Annotated in this window: 24 protein-coding genes; 12 read left to right on the forward strand and 12 right to left on the reverse strand. The window is 61.1% G+C overall.

The window, feature by feature from the left end; all coding sequences use genetic code 11:
• Positions 1-170 precede the first annotated feature (170 nt).
• A complete protein-coding gene (locus MNR02_RS13585) occupies positions 171-1004 on the forward strand; it encodes a DUF3883 domain-containing protein (protein ID WP_241947175.1) in 834 nt (277 codons plus the stop codon).
• A 777-nt stretch (positions 1005-1781) separates the two neighbouring features.
• On the opposite strand, the gene MNR02_RS13590 is transcribed toward MNR02_RS13585, so the two are convergent.
• Positions 1782-2210, reverse strand: a complete 429-nt coding sequence (locus MNR02_RS13590) for a hypothetical protein (RefSeq protein ID WP_241947176.1) — start codon at positions 2208-2210, stop codon at positions 1782-1784.
• 163 nt (positions 2211-2373) lie between these two features.
• Here MNR02_RS13590 and MNR02_RS13595 point away from each other — a divergent pair, with 163 nt between their 5' ends.
• Both MNR02_RS13595 and MNR02_RS13600 read left to right on the forward strand, forming a co-directional pair.
• The gene (locus MNR02_RS13595) at positions 2374-2742 is read left to right on the forward strand and encodes a helix-turn-helix transcriptional regulator (RefSeq protein ID WP_241947177.1); all 369 of its coding nucleotides are present in this window, start codon (positions 2374-2376) and stop codon (positions 2740-2742) included.
• Positions 2743-2764: 22 nt separating this feature from the next.
• Complete coding sequence (locus MNR02_RS13600; protein ID WP_241947178.1) at positions 2765-3157, forward strand: hypothetical protein; 393 nt, start codon at positions 2765-2767, stop codon at positions 3155-3157.
• On the opposite strand, the gene MNR02_RS13605 is transcribed toward MNR02_RS13600, so the two are convergent.
• Positions 3154-4968, reverse strand: a complete 1815-nt coding sequence (locus MNR02_RS13605) for a site-specific integrase (protein ID WP_241947179.1) — start codon at positions 4966-4968, stop codon at positions 3154-3156. The genes MNR02_RS13600 and MNR02_RS13605 overlap by 4 nt on opposite strands.
• 289 nt (positions 4969-5257) lie before the next feature.
• Between MNR02_RS13605 and MNR02_RS13610 the strand changes: the two genes are divergently transcribed.
• The 4 genes from MNR02_RS13610 (at position 5258) to MNR02_RS13625 (ending at position 6942) form a co-directional block, all read left to right on the forward strand.
• Positions 5258-5689, forward strand: a complete 432-nt coding sequence (locus MNR02_RS13610) for a hypothetical protein (RefSeq protein ID WP_241947180.1) — start codon at positions 5258-5260, stop codon at positions 5687-5689.
• 156 nt (positions 5690-5845) lie between these two features.
• Positions 5846-6133, forward strand: coding sequence for a hypothetical protein (locus MNR02_RS13615; protein ID WP_241947181.1), 288 nt, complete (start codon positions 5846-5848; stop codon positions 6131-6133).
• Positions 6130-6618 carry a hypothetical protein gene (locus MNR02_RS13620; protein ID WP_241947182.1) on the forward strand — a complete coding sequence of 163 codons (489 nt, stop codon included), beginning with the start codon at positions 6130-6132 and terminating at the stop codon, positions 6616-6618. Before MNR02_RS13615 ends, MNR02_RS13620 begins: the two co-directional genes overlap by 4 nt.
• A 135-nt stretch (positions 6619-6753) precedes the next feature.
• Positions 6754-6942, forward strand: a complete 189-nt coding sequence (locus MNR02_RS13625) for a YegP family protein (protein ID WP_134649001.1) — start codon at positions 6754-6756, stop codon at positions 6940-6942.
• 44 nt (positions 6943-6986) lie between these two features.
• Here MNR02_RS13625 and MNR02_RS13630 read toward each other — a convergent pair whose 3' ends face one another.
• The gene (locus tag MNR02_RS13630; protein ID WP_241604951.1) at positions 6987-7535 is read right to left on the reverse strand and encodes a cupin domain-containing protein; all 549 of its coding nucleotides are present in this window, start codon (positions 7533-7535) and stop codon (positions 6987-6989) included.
• A 238-nt stretch (positions 7536-7773) separates the two neighbouring features.
• Between MNR02_RS13630 and MNR02_RS13635 the strand changes: the two genes are divergently transcribed.
• On the forward strand, positions 7774-9111 hold the full coding sequence (locus MNR02_RS13635; protein WP_241947183.1) for an aspartate aminotransferase family protein: 1338 nt from the start codon (positions 7774-7776) through the stop codon (positions 9109-9111).
• 59 nt (positions 9112-9170) lie between these two features.
• Positions 9171-9530, forward strand: a complete 360-nt coding sequence (locus tag MNR02_RS13640) for a winged helix-turn-helix domain-containing protein (protein WP_241947184.1) — start codon at positions 9171-9173, stop codon at positions 9528-9530.
• A 3-nt stretch (positions 9531-9533) separates the two neighbouring features.
• Here MNR02_RS13640 and modC read toward each other — a convergent pair whose 3' ends face one another.
• From modC to chrA, 5 genes are all read right to left on the reverse strand, one after another.
• Positions 9534-10607, reverse strand: a complete 1074-nt coding sequence (modC, locus tag MNR02_RS13645; RefSeq protein WP_241604957.1) for a molybdenum ABC transporter ATP-binding protein — start codon at positions 10605-10607, stop codon at positions 9534-9536.
• On the reverse strand, positions 10604-11305 hold the full coding sequence (gene modB / locus MNR02_RS13650) for a molybdate ABC transporter permease subunit (RefSeq protein ID WP_241947185.1): 702 nt from the start codon (positions 11303-11305) through the stop codon (positions 10604-10606). The genes modC and modB overlap by 4 nt, the downstream gene beginning before the upstream one ends.
• Positions 11306-11509: 204 nt before the next feature.
• A complete protein-coding gene (gene modA / locus MNR02_RS13655) occupies positions 11510-12283 on the reverse strand; it encodes a molybdate ABC transporter substrate-binding protein (RefSeq protein ID WP_371746671.1) in 774 nt (257 codons plus the stop codon).
• A 529-nt stretch (positions 12284-12812) separates the two neighbouring features.
• Positions 12813-12959: a DUF1127 domain-containing protein gene (locus MNR02_RS13660; protein ID WP_241604961.1), complete on the reverse strand. Its 147-nt coding sequence runs from the start codon at positions 12957-12959 to the stop codon at positions 12813-12815.
• Positions 12960-13105: 146 nt separating this feature from the next.
• Positions 13106-14542 carry a chromate efflux transporter gene (gene chrA, locus MNR02_RS13665; protein ID WP_371746672.1) on the reverse strand — a complete coding sequence of 479 codons (1437 nt, stop codon included), beginning with the start codon at positions 14540-14542 and terminating at the stop codon, positions 13106-13108.
• Positions 14543-14800: 258 nt separating this feature from the next.
• Here chrA and MNR02_RS13670 point away from each other — a divergent pair, with 258 nt between their 5' ends.
• On the forward strand, positions 14801-17362 hold the full coding sequence (locus MNR02_RS13670; protein ID WP_241947187.1) for an FAD-dependent oxidoreductase: 2562 nt from the start codon (positions 14801-14803) through the stop codon (positions 17360-17362).
• A 72-nt stretch (positions 17363-17434) separates the two neighbouring features.
• On the opposite strand, the gene MNR02_RS13675 is transcribed toward MNR02_RS13670, so the two are convergent.
• A complete protein-coding gene (locus MNR02_RS13675; RefSeq protein ID WP_241947188.1) occupies positions 17435-18181 on the reverse strand; it encodes a L,D-transpeptidase in 747 nt (248 codons plus the stop codon).
• A gap of 16 nt (positions 18182-18197) precedes the next feature.
• Complete coding sequence (locus tag MNR02_RS13680) at positions 18198-19241, reverse strand: hypothetical protein (protein ID WP_371746673.1); 1044 nt, start codon at positions 19239-19241, stop codon at positions 18198-18200.
• A 344-nt stretch (positions 19242-19585) separates the two neighbouring features.
• Here MNR02_RS13680 and MNR02_RS13685 point away from each other — a divergent pair, with 344 nt between their 5' ends.
• A complete protein-coding gene (locus MNR02_RS13685; RefSeq protein ID WP_241947189.1) occupies positions 19586-20002 on the forward strand; it encodes a helix-turn-helix domain-containing protein in 417 nt (138 codons plus the stop codon).
• 46 nt (positions 20003-20048) lie between these two features.
• Here the strand turns inward: MNR02_RS13685 and MNR02_RS13690 are convergent, their stop codons facing one another.
• Positions 20049-20615 carry an SCO family protein gene (locus MNR02_RS13690; RefSeq protein ID WP_241947190.1) on the reverse strand — a complete coding sequence of 189 codons (567 nt, stop codon included), beginning with the start codon at positions 20613-20615 and terminating at the stop codon, positions 20049-20051.
• On the reverse strand, positions 20615-22843 hold the full coding sequence (locus tag MNR02_RS13695; protein ID WP_241947191.1) for a heavy metal translocating P-type ATPase: 2229 nt from the start codon (positions 22841-22843) through the stop codon (positions 20615-20617). The genes MNR02_RS13690 and MNR02_RS13695 overlap by 1 nt, the downstream gene beginning before the upstream one ends.
• A 524-nt stretch (positions 22844-23367) precedes the next feature.
• On the opposite strand from MNR02_RS13695, the gene MNR02_RS13700 reads away from it, so the two are divergent.
• Positions 23368-24468: a carboxynorspermidine decarboxylase gene (locus MNR02_RS13700; protein WP_241604976.1), complete on the forward strand. Its 1101-nt coding sequence runs from the start codon at positions 23368-23370 to the stop codon at positions 24466-24468.
• The last annotated feature ends 35 nt before the right edge of the window (positions 24469-24503 follow it).

Consider the following 24503-nt stretch of genomic DNA (forward strand, 5'->3'; position numbering starts at 1 on the left):
TCAGAGATGGTAAGCATCAAACAACAATGGTGCGGGTGGTGCAAGCTCGCGCAATCTCTGAGCAGTTGCTTCGTGACGAAGTTTTCCTCGATCTTCTCTGTTGACCTCGGAGCGGGGGACAGACTTCATAATTAAATGACAGCTGAATAGGCGGCTTGTAACGTTGGCTCATGGCTGAAGGACCTTGGACCGATACAGAGAACGACCTGATCGTTGCAGATTATTTCGAGATGCTAATGCTCGACGTTGCAGGCAGCCCCTACAACAAGGCCGAGCATAACCGTCGCCTCCAGCAGCTGCTCGGCCGATCCCGCACTTCGATCGAGTTTAAGCATCAGAACATCAGTGCGGTGCTCAAGGGGTTCGGCGAGGAATGGATCCCAGGTTACAAGCCGGCATTCAATTTCCAGAAGTCTCTTGAAGACGCGGTAGCTCGGTGGCTCTTCGCCAATCCGGCCTGGCTTCAGCGCCAACCAAATCTGCCCTGGACATCTGAGATGCGCGAGGCTGAACCGCTCTGGATCGGACCAGCGCCGACCATGTCCAACCAACCGCCCCCGCAAGAGCTTGAGCAAATGCAGCACATCGCTCGTAAATTCGATGTTGCCGGCCGAGATGAGCGCAACCGCAAACTGGGACGCGCCGGCGAGGAGCTCGTTCTCGCGCATGAGCGCGCCACTCTGAAAGCAGCAGGCCGCACGGATCTTGCGAACAGCGTGCGCTGGATCTCTGAGGACGAAGGCGATGGTGCGGGCTACGATATTGCAAGCTTCGACCTGTCCGGCAAGGAAAGGCTCATCGAGGTCAAGACGACAAACGGGTGGGAGCGCACCCCCTTCCATATTAGCCGCAATGAGCTCGCCGTAGCCCAGGAACGCCGCACGCAATGGCGCCTTTTGCGGCTCTGGAATTTCTCGCGAGGACCGAAGGCGTTCGAGCTGGCTCCTCCGCTTGAGGCACATGTGACGCTGACCGCGACAGCTTTTCAAGCCAGCTTTAGCTGATTACGGAGATCACCCACCAGGAGGGTTGCTGCACCTGCAGCCTTGCTAGACTCTCTGCGTTTGCGAGCGACCTTTACATAACAGGTTTACCGACCGCGATTATGTAAAGGTCGCAACCATTGAACCTTGACAAACACCTACCTCAGGTTGTCATCGAACCTGACACAAAATCCGCAATCATTGCGGAAATGCCCGAAACCTTGACACTACCTTTCCCCCATCTTGACAGAATGGCATGAAATCTATGTTTTTGCCTCTGATGTAAAGGTTGGAGAACACGATCAGGTTGCAGGTAAGACTGCTGGCCTGATCTCATTGACGCCCGACAGAACAGCGGCTTCGAAAGCAAGGTCTTTTGGCGGGCCTGCTTTATGTCGGCAGCAGGGGTCGTATGAGTGCCAGCGTCGAAAACATATCCAGAGTAGTTTGCGTCGCAGGGGCAAGAAACGTGTCCGCGCCTTTAACTGACCGCAGATCTGAGCTCTAGCTGCAGGACCAGTAGCTTCGAACCTAGCTTTCTCAGATAGATCTAGAGATCAACGGACGATGCGCTGGCGCGCACCTCCACCTTGTTGGCTGCCACCTGGTGCCCGCTAGCCTCCTACGCCGCGAACGCAGCTCGATATTGCCCTGCATCCGAAACATCGAAGTCCTAGGGCATGCGCGCATCAGCCATGGGGATGCATTCCGTGGCCGCGAGCATCCGGTCGCCTATCCTCCCATACCGGTTATCGGGCCGCTACCAGGCCGCGCCCAATCATTTCCAGAAGCTGAGCGTCAACCTGGTAAGCTGACAAGCAACCGAAGGCGGCGACGCAGCGTGGGAGTCAGCTCCGGGATACGGTCACCATAGAAGTCACGGAGGAAGGCGATCCAGCCGCGCTCAACCGCCGAAGCGGCATCATTCGTGAACACCTCCTCGATCGTATTCACCAACTCTACCCCGAACCAACTCTTGAGGACGAGCGCGAACAAGGTCTGTCCGTCGCACCCGATAGCCTTGGCCAACGGCATTGCCTTGTCGAGGGGAACCCGGAGCTCTCCACTAAGAATACCTTCCAGCATTTCAGGTCCGTGGAAACCGCACAGGATCGCGATTTCATTTAGAGTGTAGGGACTCTCATCAATATGCGCCCTGAGGAGGGTGGATATCTCGGCCTTCGTATCCTCATTCATCATCAATGCGCTCTCTTTGATCAGTTTCAATGAGTATATATCACTAATCTCAGAGGTTTTCTGATGGGAACAGCATCAATTCTGCAGCGTTAAGTAACCGCTTACTTATTGGCATAATGTATAATTTGCTGATTAATTGACTTTAGCAAGGCAATGCTGGAATACAACACGACACAAAGGAGGAATACATGAGATGGAAAAGGACCCCAGCGCCGCCGTTATTGTCGGAAATATCCTGAGGGATCACCTGTGCGCGTCCGGCTTTTCGACGGAACAGCTAGCAACGCGTCTTGGCATCAAACAGGGAGCGAAGGTGATGAACTTAATCACCGGGCGCCACTATTTTCCCCCAGACCTTATCGAAGCCGCCGTAGAGGCCCTCGGAATCGAGCCAACAAACTTTACCCGTGCCGTGCTTAGGCAGTTCTTTACCGATAGAACTGTCGACTTCATGTGCCAGGCGCTGTCCAGCGGTCCAACTGACCCATCTGATGAACTCGCGGGCCGGTCACGAGAGACGACCCCAAAGCGAAAATCCAAAAAGAAAAAGGGCGGCAAATGATCCGCGACCAGGACGACGCCGCATGAGTGATCAACTTCAACTCCGCAGCGATGAAACCTTTCCGCACCAGCTCGACCGCGACACCTGGCGCATTCTCAAGAAGGCGTTGAAGACAGGACTCTCCGATCGAGGGATCTGCGTGGGCGACGACGAAGCATCCTTAATCACACGGTTCATGCTCGAGCAGATTGAGAAGAGCGGGCTCAGAATTGTCCCTGCCAAGCCGACATCGGAAATGCAGCAGGCCATCAAGAAAGCGCTAGACGAGGGAAAGCGCATGTCGGTCACCTGGGTGAAGCCGCGCACCAAACAGCGTTGGCGGTATCAGGCCGCGATTGATGCCGCGCCAAGCTGGCGCCGCGGCTATGAACTGGACCAAGCTGCCGGATCCGGACAACAGGATGAGTGTGACTAAGCCGCCTCCTCTACACCGTCGGAGACCTTCAGGTGATCGATCAGCAGTCCAGGATAGGCGATGGAGTTGATCAGCTCCACTCGCTGTTCAAGCATCCCCTGAGGCAACGTGCCGTAACGCTGTGTCATAGTGCCAGACGTATGTCCGAGGATGAAACCGAACTGCTCATCAAGGAAACCTGCGCGACGGAGAGCGTCAGCCGCCCCATGCCGAAAACTGTAGAGGGATAGGCCGCGACCTTCTTTCAACCCGATCTTTGTCAGGTAGCGCGGGAAGTCTCTACTAAACGTGGCGATCATCTGGCCGCGCTCGTTGCGCTCAGCGAGCGGAAACAGTCGCTTCTCTTCCAGCTTCTTCAGTGTAGTATGATATTTGAGCAACCCGAGCTTCACCAATTCGGGGTGAACAGGCACGACGCGCATTGAACCAGCAGTCTTTACGGACTTGTCACCATCCCCTTCAGTCGTGATGTGCATGATCCAGTGACCGCGGTCTTCGCGGACATCGTCTATTCCAAGCTGCGCGATTTCTGCGGGACGGGCGCCGGAAAACAGCATGATCAGCGGCACCCAGAAACGATGGTCTCGGATCAGGACATTGCCAGGCTTGCTCCAGAAACGAGGGGCATCATCATTCTGGCATCCGGTAAAGAACGGCGAATTGAACAAGATATTCATCTCATCCACGGTGAAGGGCTTGGTAGTCTTCTCCTTCGACTTCTTGAGGAACATGTCGGCCGCCGGGTTCGCCGACAGGTAGCCGTGGTTCGTCAGCCAGGTGCAGAAGGCGCTGAATCCGGATAGATGACGATTGACCGTAGGGGCGCTGATTGTAGGCTTCTTTACAATCTCATTGTGCTTGACGATTTGGGCGATCTTCATGCCTGCAAAAACCCGCGTCTCGGTTGCCTTGACCGGGTATTGAAGCAGGAGCGCCTTCCATTCCCTCACAGCCTTCTTGTCGATCCGATGGACTGGGAACGTGCTACCGACGTGGTCCACGAACAGACCTACATCCCGACGAGCTTGTGCAAGCGTATCCGACTTAATCTGGTTGGGGTTCTCGCGCGCGTAGATCTCGAAGAGCTCCATGATGGTCTGGCCAGGAGCTGCTGCCTCGCGGGCGATGCCGGACGCCGGCTTGACGATCGGATCTTTCGGGGCTCCGGTAAAGTCACCCCCGTCACGTTCAAGGGTGCGCTGGAGTCCCTCGATCTCAGCACGCGTCATCAGGACGCAAAGCTCGCGATACTCATCCGAGCCTTCATCAACCAGGAGCTTGTGCTTGGCAACGAAGTCCTTCGCCGCCGACGCGATTAATTTGTTGTCGCCAGAAGCAAGCGCCCTCTTCAAGGCCGCAAGCCGCCGACTGCGTAGATTGGCGTCATCGGTCCGCGCTCTCAGCATCAGCTCGAAGTCGGTGTAGGCGTTGATCATGCCAAAGAAGTCGTCGGACGTGATCTCGCCGAGATCGATCCGGCGATACAGGCTCTGCAGCTCTGCGTCCTGGTCTTCCGGCGTCGGCATTGCACGCTGTTTGCGATCATAGCTTTCCAGCGTCGCCTCATAATGCTGCCAGACTGCAGTCGCCTTGTCTTCTGGCGTTAGCTCGCGGCGTGAGCGAACCTCATCGAATTCGGCTCGCCAACTCTCGATGACGGGCCAGAGACGCCTTTTTGCTTCGTTCTCGTCCTTGGTCTGCAACGACTTCTTACGCGTCGTCGTGCCATAGTGGGCGACAAGATCGAGCGGAATATCAAGTCTGGCATAGTAGGTTGCCCCGCGCCGATCGAGATATGTGACCCTTGCCATTTCTGCCCATCCGTAGCACTATTCCGGAACACCCAACCGGAACACTGCTATAAAATAAGCCGTTAATTGCAATAGGTTGTTTCGCATCAAGGCGTTGATGAAAGTTGGATTACTTTCCAGGTTCCCCAGCCAATCTTTCTTCCGCTAGATTTAGATGCCTGATTTGATCAGGAAGTGCTAAGTGCTGATGTTTGCGGATGATCAATAGCGATCATGCCGCCCTTGCCAAACGCTCTTGCTAATTTACCGATTCTCGCTCAACCTAAAGTCTGTGACGTTGGGGGCATGCGTGGATTTTATATCTTGGCTGCTTACGCTTGTTGGTATCGGTAGCGACCGTGCCATGCGCCAGAGCGACCTGCGGGCTGAGGTGGCACGCCTAAATGCTGAAGTTGCTGGTGAACTTGGCCGTACACTCGACATTCTATCGATGGCCACTCCACGTCTGAAGCGCTTAGCCTCACAGATCGGCGCAGAGCATCCCGAAATACAATTGGGCATTGTGAATTTTTTGGACGAGCAGCAAGCGCTTACCTTGGCGATGCTGAAACAAACAGAAGACAATAAAGTGAGGATTGCTGCGGTAAGAGGCTTCCCAGATTGGGATAAGGCTGTGCGTGATTTTCAGGAGTGGCGCATTACCGCCTCACGTATCCCTCCATGGATTCAAGGCGTGGTTGACCAGTACGATACAGTGTTTCTTGAGAACGGCATTCGTTGATCTTTCCATCATCTCCCTCTCAAAAACCGAGCTTCGTCGCACTTTGTTGCACAGGCGGAAATCAATCCCCTTTCTACGAGAATCTAAGTCATATTGGCCTTGCCGGCGCGGCGGGTCGTGGCTATTTTCCCTGCGGAATCATGAGGGAAATCAAGCATGTCGACAGTCAGGAACCTTGTCATCGCCGCCATCGTGGGTGTTGCCGTGGGAGCGGGCAAGATGGCGTATGACAAGTGGAGCGGCGCGGAATGGGAGGTTTCTCCCCAAGAGATCGCGCAGGCCCAGGCAGAGGGCAAGGCGGGTCTCGAGACACGGCCCGGCACCGTCGCCTACCTGCCGATCCGCAGCGAAACGGCGGACCTTCTGCCTGTCGCATGGGCCCTTTACGGGCTGGGTGCCGCTGCGTTCACCTTCTTCTCGCTGCGAAAGAAAAAGGCCGCGTGATGCGGCGCGCTAGGGTTGTGGCCGCAACCGTGCTGCTGGCATCGCCCGCGTTGGCGAACTGCGTTCCGCCCTGGCAGACGCAGTTCGCCTGCGCCATCCCGGAACGGAATGCCCGGGCGGAATTCTGCCGCATCGCCGAGCCCGCGCAGCATCCCGGCAAGAAGGAAGCCTATTATACCTATGTGGTGGGAACACAGCCCGCGGAGCTGTATTTCGAAACCGATTCGACCTGGTTTTCGACCAAGGACACCGACGTCGATCACCCCACGGATCTCACCATGGCACTGGGCTATGCGCGCGGCGACTACGTCTATGCCTTCGTCGTGACGCAGGATAAGCGCCTCGACGACCGCATCCGCGACGCGGAAATCCGCGTCTACAATTCGACGGATGCCTTCACGAATGACGTGAAGGGCAATGAAGTCACCCGCCTCTCCTGCGACCCCGCCTCGATCATCGCCGATCTTCCCAGCATTCGGCCTTAACGCTGCCGAGACGAGGCGTTCTTCTTGCTTTATCTCTAATAAACAGGTGGAGCGGTACGGATGGGCCTCTTGTCAGCGCAGGCGGCGGCTGGCACGTTGTGGTTGCTTGATTCACAACTGCGTAGAGGGAAGCCCATGGCGCACAAGTTTGAGATCTACAAGGACAAGGCCGGCGAGTTTCGTGTTCGCTTCAAGTACAACAGCGAAGTGATGTTCTCCACGGAGGGCTACTCCAGCAAGGCCAGCGCACAGAACGCCATCGATTCGATCAAGAAGAATGGCCCCGACGCGCCGGTGGAAGACAACACCGCCCCCAAGGCCTGATCGGCCGTCTTCAGAAAGCCCGCCACCGGCGGGCTTTTTGTTGTTCAGAAGGTTGGCGGCGTACAGGCGCTGATGACCTCGCAAGGCACCGGGCCGACGCAGCGGAAGCGATGCGGGCGCCGGCTTTCGAAGTAATAGGCATCGCCCGGCCCGAGGATGCGCCGCTCGTCGTCCACGGTCACTTCGAGGCGGCCCGACAGCACGATGCCGCCCTCCTCGCCATCATGCACCAGCGGTACCTTTCCCGTATCGGCGCCGGGCTGATAACACTCCTTCAGGATCTGCAGGCTGCGGCCGAAGAGGTTGTCGCCCAGCTGGCGATAGGAAATGCCGCCCTTGCCGATCTCCGTCAGCTCGTCCGCGCGGTAGAAGGCCTTTTTCGGCCGGTCCGGTTCAAAGGCGAAGAACTCGGCAAGGCCGATGGGGATGCCGTCGAGAATGCGTTTCAGTGCACCGACGGACGGGTTGGAGGCGTTCGATTCGATCAACGAGATGGTGGAATTGGTGACGCCGGCGCGCTTGGCGAGTTCCCGCTGGGAAAGGTTGTGAGCGATGCGCAGATAGCGCAGCCTGCCCCCGATATCGACCGACATGGCATCTGCCTGTTCTAGATGTTCGAAATAGCGAAATTGTCTTGCTCTCCATCCTTTCTTTTCAAGTGCTTGGCGTCAACAAGAAAAGGACTTGTTCGGCCTTGCAAATCATGGCGACAATCCTCCAGCCAGAGCATTTCCGCTTTTCGCGTTGCGGAACGTTCTACCCTTTCGTTTCACGCAGTTCCGGCCACGAGCCGCTACGCCCTTTGCCGGAACCGCCCTGGAGGACTTCGCCATGAACGTGCACAACAAACCCAATGCGCCGGTGCTGGACAGCTACTGGATGCCGTTTACCGCCAACCGGCAGTTCAAGGCTGCCCCGCGCCTGCTCGCCGCTGCCGAAGGCATGTATTACACCAGCAGCGACGGCAGGCAGGTTCTGGACGGCACCGCGGGCCTGTGGTGCGTCAATGCCGGGCATGGCCGCCGGCAGATCGCCTCCGCCGTCGAGCGCCAGCTGATGCAGATGGATTTCGCACCCTCCTTCCAGATGGGCCATCCGATCGCGTTCGATTTTGCCGAGCGCCTCGCGGAAATCGCGCCCGGCCCGGAAGGCGCCAAACTTGATCGCGTGTTCTATACCGGCTCGGGCTCGGAATCGGTCGATACGGCGCTGAAGATCGCTATCGCCTACCAGCGCGCCATCGGCCAAGGCACGCGCACGCGCCTGATCGGCCGCGAGCGAGGCTATCACGGCGTCGGCTTCGGCGGCATTTCAGTGGGCGGCATCGTCAACAACCGCCGCGTCTTTCCGCAGCTTGCCGGCGCCGATCATCTGCGCCACACACATGATCTCTCCAGGAACGCCTATGTGAAGGGCCAGCCCGAGCACGGCGCGGAGCTTGCTGACGATCTCGAGCGTCTGGTCGCGCTGCACGGCGCGGAAACCATCGCCGCCTGCATCGTCGAGCCGGTCGCCGGCTCGACCGGGGTGCTGATCCCGCCGAAAGGCTATCTCGAAAAGCTGCGGGCGATCTGCGACAAGCACGGTATCCTGCTGATCTTCGACGAGGTCATCACCGGCTTCGGCCGTCTGGGCGCGGCCTTCGCCACTGACTATTTCGGCGTCACGCCCGACCTCGTGACCACGGCCAAGGGCCTCACCAACGGCGCGATCCCGATGGGTGCGGTGTTCTCCAGCCGCAAGGTACACGATGCGCTGATGCACGGCCCGGAAAACGCCATCGAACTTTTCCATGGCTACACCTATTCCGGCCACCCGGCCGCTTGCGCCGCCGGCATCGCGACACTCGACATCTACCGTGACGAGGGCCTGTTCACTCGCGGTGCGGAGTTGCAGGACGACTGGCACGCGGCGATGCATTCGTTGAAGGGCCTGCCGCATGTCATCGATATCCGCACGATCGGTCTCATTGCCGGTATCGAGCTTGCCTCGCGCGATGGCGCACCGGGCGCGCGTGCCTACGATGTCTTCGTCGATTGCTTCGAGAAGGGCCTGCTCATCCGCGTGACCGGTGACATCATCGCCTTCTCGCCGCCGCTGATTGCCGAAAAGAAGCATTTCGAGGATATCGTCTCGATCCTGGGCGATGCGTTGAAGCGCGCGGCCTAATCTTTCCTGCGCAGGAAACGCTGTTATATCTGGGCCCGTCATCAGCACGGGCCCTTTTCATGTCAGCAGCCGGCAACCGCGAACCGAAACTCATCTTCCGCCTCCAGTTCGAGCCGGAGGGTCGCATCGGGCGTGGCAAGATTGCGCTTCTCACGCATATCCGGGAAACCGGCTCGATTTCCGCCGGGGGCCGGGCGATGGACATGTCATATCGGCGCGCGTGGCTTCTGGTGGACGAGATGAACCGGCTGTTTCGCGAACCCGTGGTCGAATCACAGCGCGGCGGCAAGCAGGGCGGCGGCGCGGTGGTGACACCGTTCGGCGAGGCGCTGATCGCGCATTATCACGCCATGGAAGAGAAGGCTCAGGCCGCCCTCTCCGACGATATCGACTGGATCATTGGCAACCTGGCGGAGTGACGGCTACTCCAGCGCCACCGTCTTGATGACCGCATGAACCGGCAGGCCGGGGGTGAGGCCAAGGCGTTCGACCGAAAGCGCGGTGATGCGGGCGCGGACATGATCGCCGCCGCAGGCGATGCGCAGGCTTGCCATGCCCTCCCCGTCCGGCTCGATCGCTTCCACGGTGCCTTCAAGGATGTTCAACGCGCTCAGTCCTTCAGGGCGCACCGTCGCCACCATGACATCGCGCGCGGGAATGCGCAGGCGCACCGCCTCGCCGGGCAAGACCTTTGCGCCGGGCACCAGCAGTGCCGCGCCGCCTTCGAGGCGAATGGTGGCGAGGCCGTGGGCCGCGTCCTGCGCCTCGACACGACCTGTCAGCACGCTGCCGGCTTCGCGGCGCTCCATGGTTGAGGCAAGGCGCGGGCCGCCCAGCACGTCCGAAGCGGGTCCGATGGCCTCGATGCGTCCTGCGGCCATCAGCACCACCTTGTCGGCAAGACGGGCGACCTCGGCAACGGAGTGGCTGACATAGACGATGGGAATGCCGACCTCGTCGCGCAGGCGCTCGAGATAGGGCAGGATTTCCGCCTTGCGCTCCTCGTCGAGGGCCGCGAGCGGCTCATCCATCAGCAGAAGTCGCGGAGAAGACAGAAGCGCACGGCCGATGGCGACACGCTGTTTTTCGCCGCCCGAGAGATTGGAAGGTTGACGGTCGAGCAGGTTTGCGATGCCGAGCAGATCGATGATGCGATCCGGGTGTTCCGTTCGTGCGCCCTTCGGCGCGAACCAGCGGCCGTAATCGAGGTTCCGGCGCACCGTCAGATGCGGGAACAGGCGCGCTTCCTGAAAGACATAACCGAAACGGCGGCGATGGGGCGGCACGAAGCGGCGGCCGGCAGTATCGACCAGCACGTCGTCATCGAGCTGGACGCGGCCGTCCGCAGGGCGCGCCAGCCCGGCGATGATGCGGATAAGCGAGGTCTTGCCCGAGCCGGAACGCCCGAACAGTGCCGTCACGCCGCCATCGGAGGAGAAGGCGGCCTCGAGCGAAAATTCGCCGAGACGGTGGCGGATATCGACGACGAGGCTCATTCGAGGTGCACCTTGCGGCCGATGCGCTGGGCGAGGACTTCCGACGCCAGCAGCGCCACCATGGAAATGGCGATGGCAACGAGCGTAAGACGCATCGCGCCCTGATCGCCGCCCGGCACCTGCGTGAAGGTATAGATGGCGGCCGACAGGGTCTGCGTTTCACCGGGAATATTGGAAACGAAGGTTATGGTGGCGCCAAACTCGCCCATCGCCTTGGCGAAGGCGAGGATCATGCCGGCCAGCACACCGGGCAGGATAAGCGGCAACGTGACCGTCAGGAAAACCCAGAGCGGACTTGCCCCCAGCGTTCCGGCCGCCTCCTCAAGCTTGCGGTCGACCGCCTCGATGGAGAGCCGGATGGATCGCACCATCAGCGGAAAGCCCATGACCCCGCAGGCCAGCGCCGCACCTGTCCAGCGGAAGGACAGGACAATGCCGAACCAGTCATCGAGGAAGGATCCGACCGGGCCGCGCCGGCCGAACAGGATGAGCAGGATGAAGCCGGTCACGACCGGCGGCAGGATGAGCGGCAGGTGCACGATGCCGTTCAGCAGCGATTTGCCCCAGAAGCGGCCGCGCGCCAGCGCCAGCGCCACCAGAATGCCAAGCGGCAGGCTCACGAGCACCGCCACCGACGAAACCCGAAGGCTCAGCCGGATGGCGGTCCATTCCTCGGCGCTGAGCGCTAGCCAGTCCACGGCATTTTCCTTTGCAAAATTCGATGACCGAGACCCTAGTTTCCAGCCCGGCGTTGCGAAAGCCCCATCATCCGCCTGCCGGCACCTTCTCCCCGCTTACATGGAGAAGGTCGCGGTAACGGGATGAGGGGCGGCCCCAAGCGGTGAGCAAACCTCCGTTAGACAACCGGAAACACGTGCCTTGGCCTATGGAATAGGCTCACCCTACTTCAGGATGGTAAAACCCTGCTGGGTAAAGAACGGCGCGGCCTTTTCGGACTTCAGGAAGTCGAGATAGGCGGCCGCCGCCGGGCTCTGGGATTCCGAGAGGATGGCGACGGGGTAGATGATCGGCGGGTGGCTCTCTTCCGGGAAGGTTCCGACGACGGCAACGCCCGGATCGGCGGCGGCATCCGTTTCGTAGACGATACCGTAGGGCGCCTCGCCGCGTGACACGAGCGCAAGCGCGGCACGCACGCTTTCAGCTCCTGCGACCTTGCCCTCGACGGACGACCAGACGCCGAGCTTTTCGAGCGCGGCCTTGCCGTATTTACCGGCCGGAACGCTGTCGACCGCGCCCATGGCAAGCTTGCCGTCGCCCACGAGGCCGGCGAGGTCGAAACCTTCCTTGATATCGACCGCTTCCGCCTTGTCCTTCGGCGCCACGAGCACGATGCGGTTGCCGAGCAGGTTGGAGCGGGTGTCATCCTTGATGAGTTTCTTCTCGGCCACATAATCCATCCAGGCAAGATCGGCCGAGATGAAGAGATCGGCGGGAGCTGCCGCTTCGATCTGCTTGGCGAGTGCCGAGCTTGCGGCATAGGAGACGGCCGTCTCATTGCCGCTTTCCGCCTGCCAGGCGGCGTTCGCCGCATCCAGCGCGTTCTTGAGGCTGGCTGCGGCAAAGACCGTGACCTTTTCGGCGGCCGCGGCCGGCATGGCAAGCGGCAGCGCGGCAAAGGCAGCGACGACGAATTTCAAAAGCAGACGACGGTTCATTCCTGTTCTCCCATTTCCACCTTTCGGCAGCGTGATATCTCGGTGAATATATCGCCGCCTGCAATTTTGCCAGCGTTATATTTTTGAGAACACAATGACACCGACGTAGACATAAGGCCGGCGGAGGGAAGCATCGGAAAATACGGGAGAAAGAAGGGGAGCGGCGTTGCCGAGGTCCAGAAATGGAAAAGCCTGCCGCGGGAGGAGGTGCGGCAGGCTTTCCGATAGAACCGAATGGCGACTGGGAGGAGGAGTGTCGCCATTCCCGCAGTCGGCCTTGGGAGGAGGAGTAGGCCTTCTGCAAACATCGAAGCTTCGTGGGAGGAGGTACGTTGCTTCGATAGGTATGACTATATCCGATTCCTGATGATTTCATAGGCATCGTTTTGCAAAGCAGCCATGCGCTATGCGCTTATCGAATGACTGAAGGTGCCTTGGCAGACCCGTTTCTGCCTGTGGTCTTCGCAACGCAAAAACGCCCGCTCGAGAGCGGGCGTTTCCAAATTCCTGCCGTCGTGCGGCCTGTCGATCAGAGGCCGACAGCGCTGCGGGCGACCTGCTTGATATCCGAGCGTGCGATACCGAGATCGTTGAGTTCCCGCTCGGTCATGCGGCCGAGTTCGGTGACGGTCTGACGATATTTGCGCCAATTGCTGAAGGAACGTGCCATGTTCATGATGATCCCCTTTCGTGAGGCTCTCTGTTCGGCACCGATCCGTGGCACCGCGTCTTTCGATGGGTATGTTTTACTGCAATGCTGCACTGCGGTACAGCGCAAAGGCCGCACGCCACCCATGCAATCAGCGCATGGGTTAAACCAGGTCAGCCGCCGCCAGCGAGCAGGATCCAGCCAATCCCGGCAAGAGCCGACAGGCCAAGCGTCATCGGCACGGAGCTTTTGAGTTTGAAGAGAGCAAAGGCTGCCGCAACAGCAAGAAGCGCCGACGGCAGTATGAGCGTCGACGGCACCGGCACCTCGATATGCAACGGCCCGGCCGACAGCACGGTTACGGCTCGAAAGAGGGTGTGCACGGCAAGCCAGACCGCCAGATTCAGGATGACACCGACCACTGCGGCGGTGATGGCGGACATGGCACCGGACAGCGCCGCATTGCCGCGCAGCTTCTCGATGAAGGGGGCGCCCAGAAAAATCCAGAGAAAACAGGGCACGAAGGTGACCCAGGTGGTGAGGATCGCGCCAAAAGTCGCCGCCACCATCGGGCTCAGGCCACCCGGATCGCGGTAGGAGGCGAGGAAACCGACGAATTGCAGCACCATGATGAGCGGCCCGGGCGTCGTTTCCGCCATGCCCAGCCCGTCCAGCATTTCGCCGGGCTGCAGCCAGCCATAGTGCTGTACGGCCTCCTGCGCGACATAGGCCAGCGCGGCATAGGCGCCGCCGAAGGTCACGACCGCCATCTTGCTGAAGAAGACGCCGATATGCGTGAAGACATTCTCGCCACCGGCAACGACCCAGATCAGCGCGACGGGGCCGAGCCACAGACAGAGAATCACGGCCGATATCTTCAGCGACCAACGGAGATCAGGCCGGGCATGGGCCGGCGTCGCCTCGCCCAGCAGCGAATCACGATCCTGCAGCACCGCGCTGCGCGTGGCAGCATGGCCGGCGGTCACGCGGAAAAGCCGCATCCCGGACTTCGAGCCGAGATAACCGATGAAGGCAGCGGCAACGACGATAAGCGGAAACGGCACCTTGAAGGCGAAGATGGCGATGAAGGCCGCGCCGGCAATCGCGATCATTGCCGGATTGACCAGGGCACGGCTGCCGATGCGGAAAACCGCTTGCACGACGACGGCGAGTACCGCCGCCTTGAGGCCGAAGAACAGCCCCTCCACCACGCTCGCATCGCCGAAGACGACATAGACATAGCTCAGCGCCAGAATGGCGAGAAAACCGGGCAGGATGAACAGCAGGCCTGCGATCAGCCCGCCCAGCGTGCGGTGCATCAGCCAGCCGATATAGATGGCAAGCTGCTGCGCCTCCGGGCCGGGCAGCAGCATGCAGTAGTTCAGCGCGTGCAGAAAACGGCTCTCCCCGATCCAGCGCTTCTCCTCCACGATGATGCGGTGCATGACGGCGATCTGCCCGGCCGGGCCGCCGAAGCTGAGCGCAGCCACCCGAGCCCAGACCGTGATCGCCTCGCCGATGGGAACACCGTGCGCGTGGTCGCTGGACGGAGCGCCCGTCCGGGCCGCCGTATCGCCTGCCAAATGTTGCCCCTCCCCGTCTATGCGCATCCGCGCTCTAGCCTGCCGATGTATAGCAAATGTGACATGCCCGGCACCGGCATGGTTTTCCAAAGAAAAGCGCGCCCGAACAAAACTCGACCAACGCCTGACGCCATGAATTGCGTTGCGTCGGCGGGACGATCGGCTAGGGTCGCACTGCCATTCCGGCGACTGTCGGAACTGGTCGCGGCGCCGTCGCAGACAGGCTGCAATGGCGCAGAACGAGGCCCTAAAATCAGCCTCAAATTTCTCATCGGGGTCCAGCAAATGGCAGAATTTCCGCAAAAGGCGAAGGTCGTCATCATCGGTTTGGGTGGCATCGTGGGTGCGTCGATCGCCCATCATCTCATCGAGCGCGGATGGGACGATATCGTGGGTATCGACAAGTCGGGCATCCCGACCGACATCGGGTCGACGGCGCATGCCTCGGACTTCTGCTACACGACCAGCCATGACTACCTCTCGGTCTGGACCACACAGTATTCCATCGACTTCTTCGAAAAGATGGGCCACTACGCCCGCATCGGCGGTCTCGAAGTCGCGCGCACGGGCGACGATACCTGGATGGAAGAGATCAAGCGCAAGCTGTCCTCCGCCAAGGCATTCGGCACGCGCGCGCACTACGTGTCGCCCGCCGAGATCAAGGAAAAGTTCCCGCTGATCGAGGAAGACCAGGTGCAGGGCGGCATGTTCGACCCGGATGCCGGCCTCGTCATACCGCGCTCGCAAACCGTCGCCGGCAAGCTCGTCGATGCCGCCGAAAAAACCGGCAAGCTGCAGGCCTTTGCGAACACGCCGGCAAAGTCGCTGATCGTCGAGGGCGGACGCATCAAGGGTGTCGTCACCCATCGCGGCACCATCATGGCAGACTATGTCATCGTCTGTGCCGGCATCTGGGGCCGCCTGATCGCCGAAATGGTCGGCGAGGACTTGCCGGTCATGCCGGTCGACCATCCGCTGACCTTCTTCGGCCCGTACAACGAATTCGAAGGCACCGGCAAGGAAATCGGCTACCCGCTGCTGCGTGACCAGGGCAACTCCGCCTATATGCGCGACACCGGCGACCCGAAGACCACCGAAGGCGGCCAGATCGAGTGGGGCTACTACGAGACCACCAATCCGCGGCTGTGCCACCCGCGCGATATTCTCGAGAAGAACGAAGCCCGCCTTTCGCCCTCGCAGCGCGATCTCGACATGGAGCAGATCCTCGAGCCGCTCGAAAAGGCAATGGAGCTGACGCCGATCCTCGGCGAACTCGGCTACAACGAAAGCCATTCCTTCAACGGCCTCTTGCAGGTGTCGGCCGCCGGCGGCCCGTCCTGCGGCGAAAGCCAGAAGGTGCGCGGCCTCTGGTACTGCGTCGCCATCTGGGTCAAGGACGGCCCCGGCTACGGCAAGCTGATCGCCGACTGGATGACGGATGGACGCACGGAGATCGACCACAACTCGATCGATTATTCGCGCTTCTACCCGCACCAGCTGGAAGAGAAGTTCATCGAGAACCGCACCTTCGAGGCCGCGCAGAAGATTTATTTCCCTGCCGTACACAACCGTGAGCCCTACGCCTCCAGCCGCGGCGTCAAGCGCTCGCCTTTCTACGAGCGCGAAGTCGAACTTGGCGGCTACTTCATGGAACTCGGCGGCTGGGAGCGTGCGCATGGCTACAAGGCCAACGAGCATCTGCTGGAAAAATACGGCGACCGCGTTCCGGTGCGTGAGAACGAGTGGGACAGCCGCCACTTCTGGCGTGTTTCCAATGCCGAGCATCTCGCGCTGAGCGAGGATTGCGGCATCATCAATCTCTCGCACTTCCACATGGTGGATATCGAGGGCCCCGATCACGTCGAGCTTCTCGAATGGCTCTGCGCCGCCAAGGTTGGCGGTGACGGCAATATCGGCAAGGGCATCTACACCCACTTCCTCGACGACGAGGGCATGGTGCGCGCCGACTTCACGGTCTTCCGCATGTCCGACCGCTGCCGGCTCGTGAACGGCGCCGATGCCGGCCCGCGCGACTTCCACTACATGAAGCGCGTTGCCGAAGATCGCGGCCTCGACGTCACGATCACCGATACGTCGGAGAAGTACATCACCATCGGCATCTGGGGCCCGAATGCCCGCGAGAACCTGAAGAAGGTCGTTGCGGACCCAGCCGGCCTTGATATCGAGAACTTCCCGTTCGCGGCCATCAAGCCGATCGAGATTGCCGGCAAGCACGTCACCGCCTTCCGCATCTCTTATGTCGGCGAGCAGGGCTGGGAACTGCACATGAAGTACGAGGACGGTCTGGCCGTATGGGATGCGTTGCGCTCCACCGGCGCCATGGCCGTCGGCGTCGAGACCTACGCCAACTCGCGCCGTATGGAAAAGAGCCTGCGTCTCCAGAACGCCGACCTCCTGACCCAGTACAACCTCATCGAGGCCGATCTGGCCCGTCCGAAGGTCAAGGAAGCGGATTTCCGCGGCAAGGCAAAGCATCTGGAGTACAAGGCGCGCGACCATCAGCCCGCCATGCTCTGCACGCTGGTCATGACCGAGAATACGGACAAAAACGGTGTGAAGCGCTATCCGCTCGGCAACCTGCCGGTCATGGATCCGGAAACCGGCGAAGTGCTGATCGACGAGCTCGGCCGCCGCTCCTACACGACGTCGATCGCCTTCGGCCCGACCATCGGCAAGAACATCGCGCTGGCCTACCTGCCGCATGCTTATTGCCAGGAAGGCCGCAAGCTCAACATCTCGTATTTCGACGAGACCTACCCGGTGGAGGTGGTCAGCATCGGCTACAAGCCGCTCTACGACCCGGAAAACCTGAAGCCGCGTACCTGAGCGGCTTCGCAGACAGCAAAAGGGCGTGCCGGCAGTTGCGGGCACGCCCTTTTTCATTGCGCAAGGCGAATTTCAGTAAACCGGCGTGGCCTCATCATAGGCAGGCATCGGCTGATCGACCGCCGCCATGGCGGGCGCGGCACCCAGCACGACGATCGGCGTGCCGCTCTGCACGCGATTGAAGAGATCGACCACGTCCTGGTTGATCATGCGCACGCAGCCTGAGGAAACGGATTTGCCGATCGTCCACCACTCCGGCGAGCCGTGGATGCGGTAGAGCGTGTCCTGCTTGTCGCGGAAGATGTAGAGCGCACGGGCGCCGAGCGGGTTCTTGAGGCCCGGCTCCATGCCGCCGTTGCGGGCGCTGTAGGGCTCCAATTCCGGCTGGCGCGCGATCATCTCGTCCGGGGGTGTCCAGCGTGGCCACTCACGCTTGTACTGGATGACGCCGCGGCCTGCCCATTCGAAACCGGCGCGGCCAAGACCCACGCCATAGCGCATGGCCTGTCCATCCTCATAGGTGAGGTAAAGGAAGTGGTTCGCCGTATCGACGACGATCACGCCGGGACGCTCACCGGTCGGGTTCGGCACCATCTGGCGATAGAAGCGCGGATCGATCTTCTGGTAGGGAATGGCGGGCAGCGGGAACTGCTCGTCATCCTTCGGCCCGTACATGGCCGCATAGATGCTGTTATCGACGACGGGCTCAGGCCTGACCTCGACCCTTTCGCGCGCCGTGGTGCAGCCGGCCAGCACCGTCGTCGCCAGTCCGGCACTGCCCAGGAGGAAAGACCGGCGGGTTACGCTTTCAAATGTCAACAGACGCCCTCACACCTTACTTGTCATAGGGATCGGCAAGCGCGGCATCGGGCCGGCTCACCGGATACTTGGTGCGAGAGATGCGTGATGCCATGCCCTTCGCGCCCTGCTGCTTCAGAAGCGAGCGGAAGCTGGGATGCATGCCGCCGTCCACATAGGCGAAGCTCGAAACCGGTGTGGCAGCGGCGAAAGCCGCATCCAGCTTCTTTTGTTCCGCACCGATCTTCGCGATCACATCATTTTGTGCGCCATCTGTGGTGGCCGGGCATTGGGCGAGCGGATCGCTCGGCTCGCCGTTCACGAATTCGCGGTTGAAGACATAGCGTCCGCTGCAGACGGAAACCTTCGGCTGCTGGCGCGTGAAAGCAAAGGCGTCGTAGCCTTCCTTCAGTGTGCGCCAGAAGGGCATGTTCGGGTCGCCGCGATGCTTAGCCATATTCTCCGTCGTCATGCGGAAGGGGAAGGCCTGCACCTGGAAACGCTGCTGACCGCCTTCCAGCGCTTTCTGCACGATGGCGTAGATCTCGCCGACACCCTGGTCCGTCATGGCGTAGCAGCCTGACGACGAGCAGGCGCCATGCACCATCAGCGCCTCGCCGGTATAGCCGAGCGCCGATTCGAGCCGGTTCGGATAGCCGAGATTGAACGATACGTAATATTGCGAGTTCGGATTCAGCATGCCGGCCGAGACATGATAGAAACCCTCGGGCGCTTGGCGGTCGCCGCTCTTCATCTTGGGGCCGAGCTTGCCGGACCAGCGGCACATCGGATAGGTCTTGAACAGCGCGTATTTGCCGCTGGCGTCGACCTTCCAGACCTCCAGCTCGCTTTCCTGCTTGAAGATGCGCACGAGCACGGGACTTTCCGGCCGCATCTTCTTCTTCGACATTTCCGCCTTCACCTTGTTGGAAAGCTTGGGCGCTTCCGCGAGCGAGGCGACGTCCATGGCCATGCAGCCGGCAAGCAGGCCACCGGCAACCGTTGCGGCGGCGAGACGCGCGAGCAGCGAAAGGCGCGGGCGGGCGGATTTGGTATCGGAGCGTTGGCGAAGCACAAACATGGGTCTGTTTCGGTCGTTGGAAGTTCGACGCGCCGCAATCGCGCGGCGCCGGTTTCGTGTAGAGTCCAAGCGATTGCTTAGAACTTCGTTAATCTTGTTGCGTTTGCGGCCTCATGCCGCGGTCGACGCTTAAGGCCGACCTTGCTTGGCAGGAGCTTAAACCCTCTCGCCAACAGAGCTTCAACCCCAGATTTGCGGCATTCTTTCGTCCAACGATCACGGCACGTACAAAAAAACGTCAGAACCTTGCCGCGCGCTGTCCGCATGGCACGGAAAGCTGGAAAACTTGATTTTCGCGCCCTTCGCGTCCATCTGTGAGCAAATGCACGCGACGAGGCGAAACGATGCTGACCATCGGCGATCTTTCCAGGGCAACGGGCGTCAAAGTTCCGACGATCCGCTACTATGAGCAGATGGGCCTCATCGCGCCTGCCGAACGTTCCGAAGGCAACCAGCGGCGTTACTCCAGCGACGAACGCGACCGGCTCGCCTTCATCCGCCATGCGCGCGACCTCGGCCTCACCCTCGACGCCATCCGTGAGCTGATCGATCTCAGCCAGCATCCCGAGCGCCCCTGCCACGATGCCGACCGCATCGCGGCCGAACAGCTTTCCGCCGTGCGCCGCAAGATCGCCCGCCTCCAGAAGCTGGAAGCCGAACTGGTGCGCATCACAAGCCATTGCCATTCCGATCAGGTGCGCGACTGCTACGTCATCCGCGCGCTGGCCAACCACGAGCTTTGCCACGACGAGCACGACTAGCCGCATTATCCGAAGCCGAAGCGATACTGCTTCGGCTGGACATGCTTTAGGTCTGGGCCAGCAGCTTCAGTTTCTGGAGCTGTACCGCGCGCGGCTCGTGCATGTCCAGCATGCCCTGAAGACGCCCGTCTGCGCGGACAAGGAACAGCCCGGCTGTGTGATCCATCGTGTAGCTGTCGGACGCCGTTTCCACCTTCCTGTATGTGGCCGAAAAGGCATCCGCCGCCTGCTTCGTCTGAGCCGCATCGCCCCGCAACGCGACGATACGGGGATCGAAGGACGTCATGTAGAGCTTCAGAAGTTCCGCCGTATCGCGCTCGGGATCGATCGAGACGAACAGCGGCGTGATGCGATCCGCCGCCGGGCCGATATCTTTCAGGAGACCACTGAGCTCGAACAGCGCCGTCGGGCAGACATCCGGGCAATGGGTGAAGCCGAAGAACACGAGATAGGGCTTGCCGGCCAGGTCGGCGGAACTGAACGGCGTTCCGTCGACGGTCGTCAGTATGAAGGTCCGTTCTTTCGATGGGTCGGCGGTCGGCATCTGCGCCGCGACCGTCGCACCGACGATCGCGGCCAGCACGCAGAGGCCAAGGATTTTCCTGCGCCGCATCACTTGATCGGCCTGAGGAGACGCAGCGCATTCAGCGTGACCAACACGGTTGCACCGGTATCGGCGAGGATTGCGGGCCACAGGCCGGTGATGCCGACGATCGTCGTGACGAGGAAGACGCCCTTGAGGCCGAGCGAGAGCACGATGTTCTCGACGATGTTGCGCATGGTGCGCTTCGAGAGGTCCGTCATCAACGCCACGTCGGCGACCCGGCCATGCAGGATGGCGGCATCGGCGGTTTCCAATGCAACGTCCGTTCCACCGCCCATGGCGATGCCGACATCGGCGGCGGCGAGCGCCGGCGCGTCGTTGATGCCGTCACCGATCTTGCCAACGACGAAGCCTTCGCGCTGAAGCTCGCCAACGATGCGCTGCTTGTCTTCCGGCATCAGTTCGGCGCGTACCTCGATGCCGAGCTGGCTGCCGACGGCCCTGGCCGTGCGGGCATTATCACCCGTCAACATGATCGTCTTGATGCCGAGGTCCTTCAGGGCTTTCAGGCCGGCAGCGGCATCCGCGCGCGGTTCGTCGCGCATGGCGATGGCACCGGCCAGCACACCATCGACGATCAGCATGGAGACGGTCTTGCCGTGATCGTTGAGTGCCGTGGTCGCAGCCTGTACCTCTGCGGACAAAGCGACGCGCTCCGCAGCAGCCTTCGGCGAACCGAGGAAGACGTCCCTGCCCTCGACAGTCGCGGCGACGCCCTTGCCGCCCAGCGCATGCGAGCCCGTGGCGATCGGGAGCACGATGCCGTCCTCGGCGGCCTTCGCGAGGATGGCGAGCGCCAGCGGATGGCTGGAGCCTGCCTCCAGAGCTGCGGCGAGGCGCAGCACCTCTTCGGCAGGCGACGAGAAGGCGACGACATCTGTGACGACGGGCTTGCCCTCGGTGAGCGTTCCGGTCTTGTCGAAGGCGATGGCGGTGAGCTTGCCCAGCCCTTCCAGCACGGCGCCACCCTTCATGAGCAGGCCGCGGCGGGCCCCGGCGGACAGGGCCGCAGCGATGGCCGCCGGCGTGGAGATGACGAGCGCGCAGGGGCAACCGATCAGCAGCACGGCGAGGCCCTTGTAGACCCACTCGCTCCAGATGCCGCCGAAGGCGAGCGGCGGGATGATCGCGACGAGCGCGGCGACCACGACGACGCCGGGCGTGTAATATTTCGAGAAGCGATCGATGAAGCGCTCGGTCGGCGCCTTGGATTCCTGGGCTTCCTCGACCAGCTTGATGACGCGGGCAATCGTGTTGTCGGCGGCTGCCGCCGTCACACGGATGCGCAATGCCGCATCGCCGTTCACCGTGCCGGCGAAGACCGCATCACCAGCCTCCTTGCGCACCGGCGTGCTTTCGCCTGTCACCGGCGCCTCGTCGATGGCGCTTTCGCCTTCGATGATCGTACCGTCGGCAGAAATCCGGTCGCCCGGGCGAACGAGGATGACCGCCCCGACGGGAAGCGACTCGGCCGGCACTTCCTTGGTGCGGCCGTCCTCCTCCAGCAGCGCCGTCTTCGGCACGAGGGTCGAAAGCGAACGGATGCTGTCACGCGCCTTGCCGGCGGCCACACCTTCCAGAAGCTCTCCGACGAGGAAAAGGAAGACGACCATCGCGGCCTCTTCCGTCGCATTGATGGCGACGGCGCCGATCGCGGCAATGGTCATCAGCATTTCGATGGAGAAGGGCGTGCCGGCAAGGGCTGCCATGATGGCGCGCCGCCCGATCGGCACCAGGCCGACGATCATGGCGATGAGAAAGGCGTAGGATGCGATGGCGGGGAAGAGATGGCCGATGCCGTAAGCGACCACAAGCGCGCCGCCGGCGAGAATGGTCAGCCTACCCTTCTTGCCCTTCCACCAGGGACCTTCCGAAGGGCCGTGATCATGGCCGTGCAGGCCTTCCATGGCGGCAGCCTTCACGTCGTGGCTGTGTCCATGATCATGGTCGTGCGCATGCGCATGATCGCAGTTCGGCCCATGTGCGTGTTCCGGTGCGGGCTTGTCCCCCGCCAGGGCGGCACCGGGCGTCACGACATAGCCGAGGCCCGACACCTTCCTGCGGATCGCGTCCAGGTCACTCGACGGATCGTGCTGGACCCGCATCGTGCCTGCGGTGACGGACACCGACACGTCGGACACACCCGGCATGCGGCGCACCGCCGTATCGATCTTGCTGGCGCAGGACGCGCAATCCATGCCTTCGACCCGGAAACGCGTCTCTTTCACATCGGACATCATACAATCCTCTTCATTGTCGTGAGGATGGTCTACGACCTCTAGCGACTAGAGGTGCAAGAGCGAAATCAAAAAAAATCGCAACCGAAGCCACATTGATATTTCCGGCCGCCCTGTGCTAGAGAGCGCCACTTGTTGCAGGTTTCATCTGCTGGTTGGGGAGGACGCCATGTCTTGGCACGCCCTCTTCCAATCGGGGATGGGCTCGGATGCCCCCCGAACGGAAGAACGCTTTTCGATCAGTGCCCATGGGGCACGGTCTGGCTTTTATGCCGTTACGCCGGCCGCATCGTTGCGCCCGGTGAAGACGTCACGCCTGCCCAATCTCTTTCTCGCCAGGTATCGCGACCGGGGCAACAGCGCCAAGGCGCTGTCACATCGCCGTGTCCGCACGACGATACCGTAACAGCGGCTTTTCCCTTTCCAGAGCCACACGAAGCGGACGGTTTGCGCCTCCCTCTTCGCGTTTTCGTCGCGTTGCCGGTCTCAGCCGGCGGCCATCCACCGCACAAGACAGGTCCCGCATGTCCCTTACAACGCCGTATTATCTGATCGACAAGTCGAAGCTTCTCGCCAACATGGAAAAGATCGCGCGGGTGCGCGAACTGTCCGGCGCGAAGGCGCTGCTGGCGCTGAAGTGCTTCGCCACCTGGTCGGTCTTCGATTTCATGTGCGACTACATGGACGGCACGACCTCCTCGTCGCTGAATGAAGTGCGTCTGGGGCACGAGCGGTTCGGCAAGGAAACCCACGCCTACTCCGTGGCCTATGCCGATTACGAGATCGACGAGGTGATCAGCCACGCCGACAAGATCATCTTCAACTCGATCGGCCAGCTCGACCGGTTCTCCGACAAGGCGGCCGGCATCGTGCGGGGCCTGCGTCTCAATCCCGGCATCTCCTCGTCGAGCTTCGACCTTGCCGACCCTGCCCGCCCCTTCTCGCGCCTCGGCGAATGGGACGTGAAAAAGGTCGAACCTGTTATGGACCGCGTCTCCGGCTTCATGATCCACAACAACTGTGAAAACGGTGATTTCGACCTGTTCGACCGCATGCTGGGCACGATCGAGGAGAAGTTCGCACCGCTCCTGAAGAAGGCCGAATGGGTAAGCCTCGGCGGCGGCATCCACTTTACCGGCGAGAACTATCCGCTCGAAAAATTCGCCGAGCGGCTGAAGCGATTTGCCGGCGAATATGGCGTGCAGGTCTATCTCGAGCCCGGCGAGGCCTCGATCACCAAATCGACCTCTCTGGAAGTGACGGTGCTCGATATCCTCAACAACGGCAAGGACCTCGCCATCGTCGACTCATCGATCGAGGCGCATATGCTGGACCTGCTGATCTACCGCGAGAATGCCAAGCTTTCGCCCAACACCGGACCGCACCGCTACATGGTCTGCGGCAAGTCGTGCCTGGCCGGCGATATCTTCGGCGAGTTCAACTTCGAGAACCGCCTGAAGGTCGGCGACCGCATCTCCGTTCAGGATGCGGCCGGCTACACAATGGTCAAGAAGAACTGGTTCAACGGCGTGAAAATGCCGGCGATCGCCATCCGTGAACTGGATGGCAGCATCCGCACCGTCCGCGAATTCGACTACGCGGACTACGAAGCAAGCCTTTCCTAAATCCCCTCATCAAACCCAGAAGGAGCTATTCCGGG

Source organism: Shinella sp. H4-D48 (assembly GCF_022637395.1).
GTDB lineage: Bacteria > Pseudomonadota > Alphaproteobacteria > Rhizobiales > Rhizobiaceae > Shinella > Shinella sedimenti.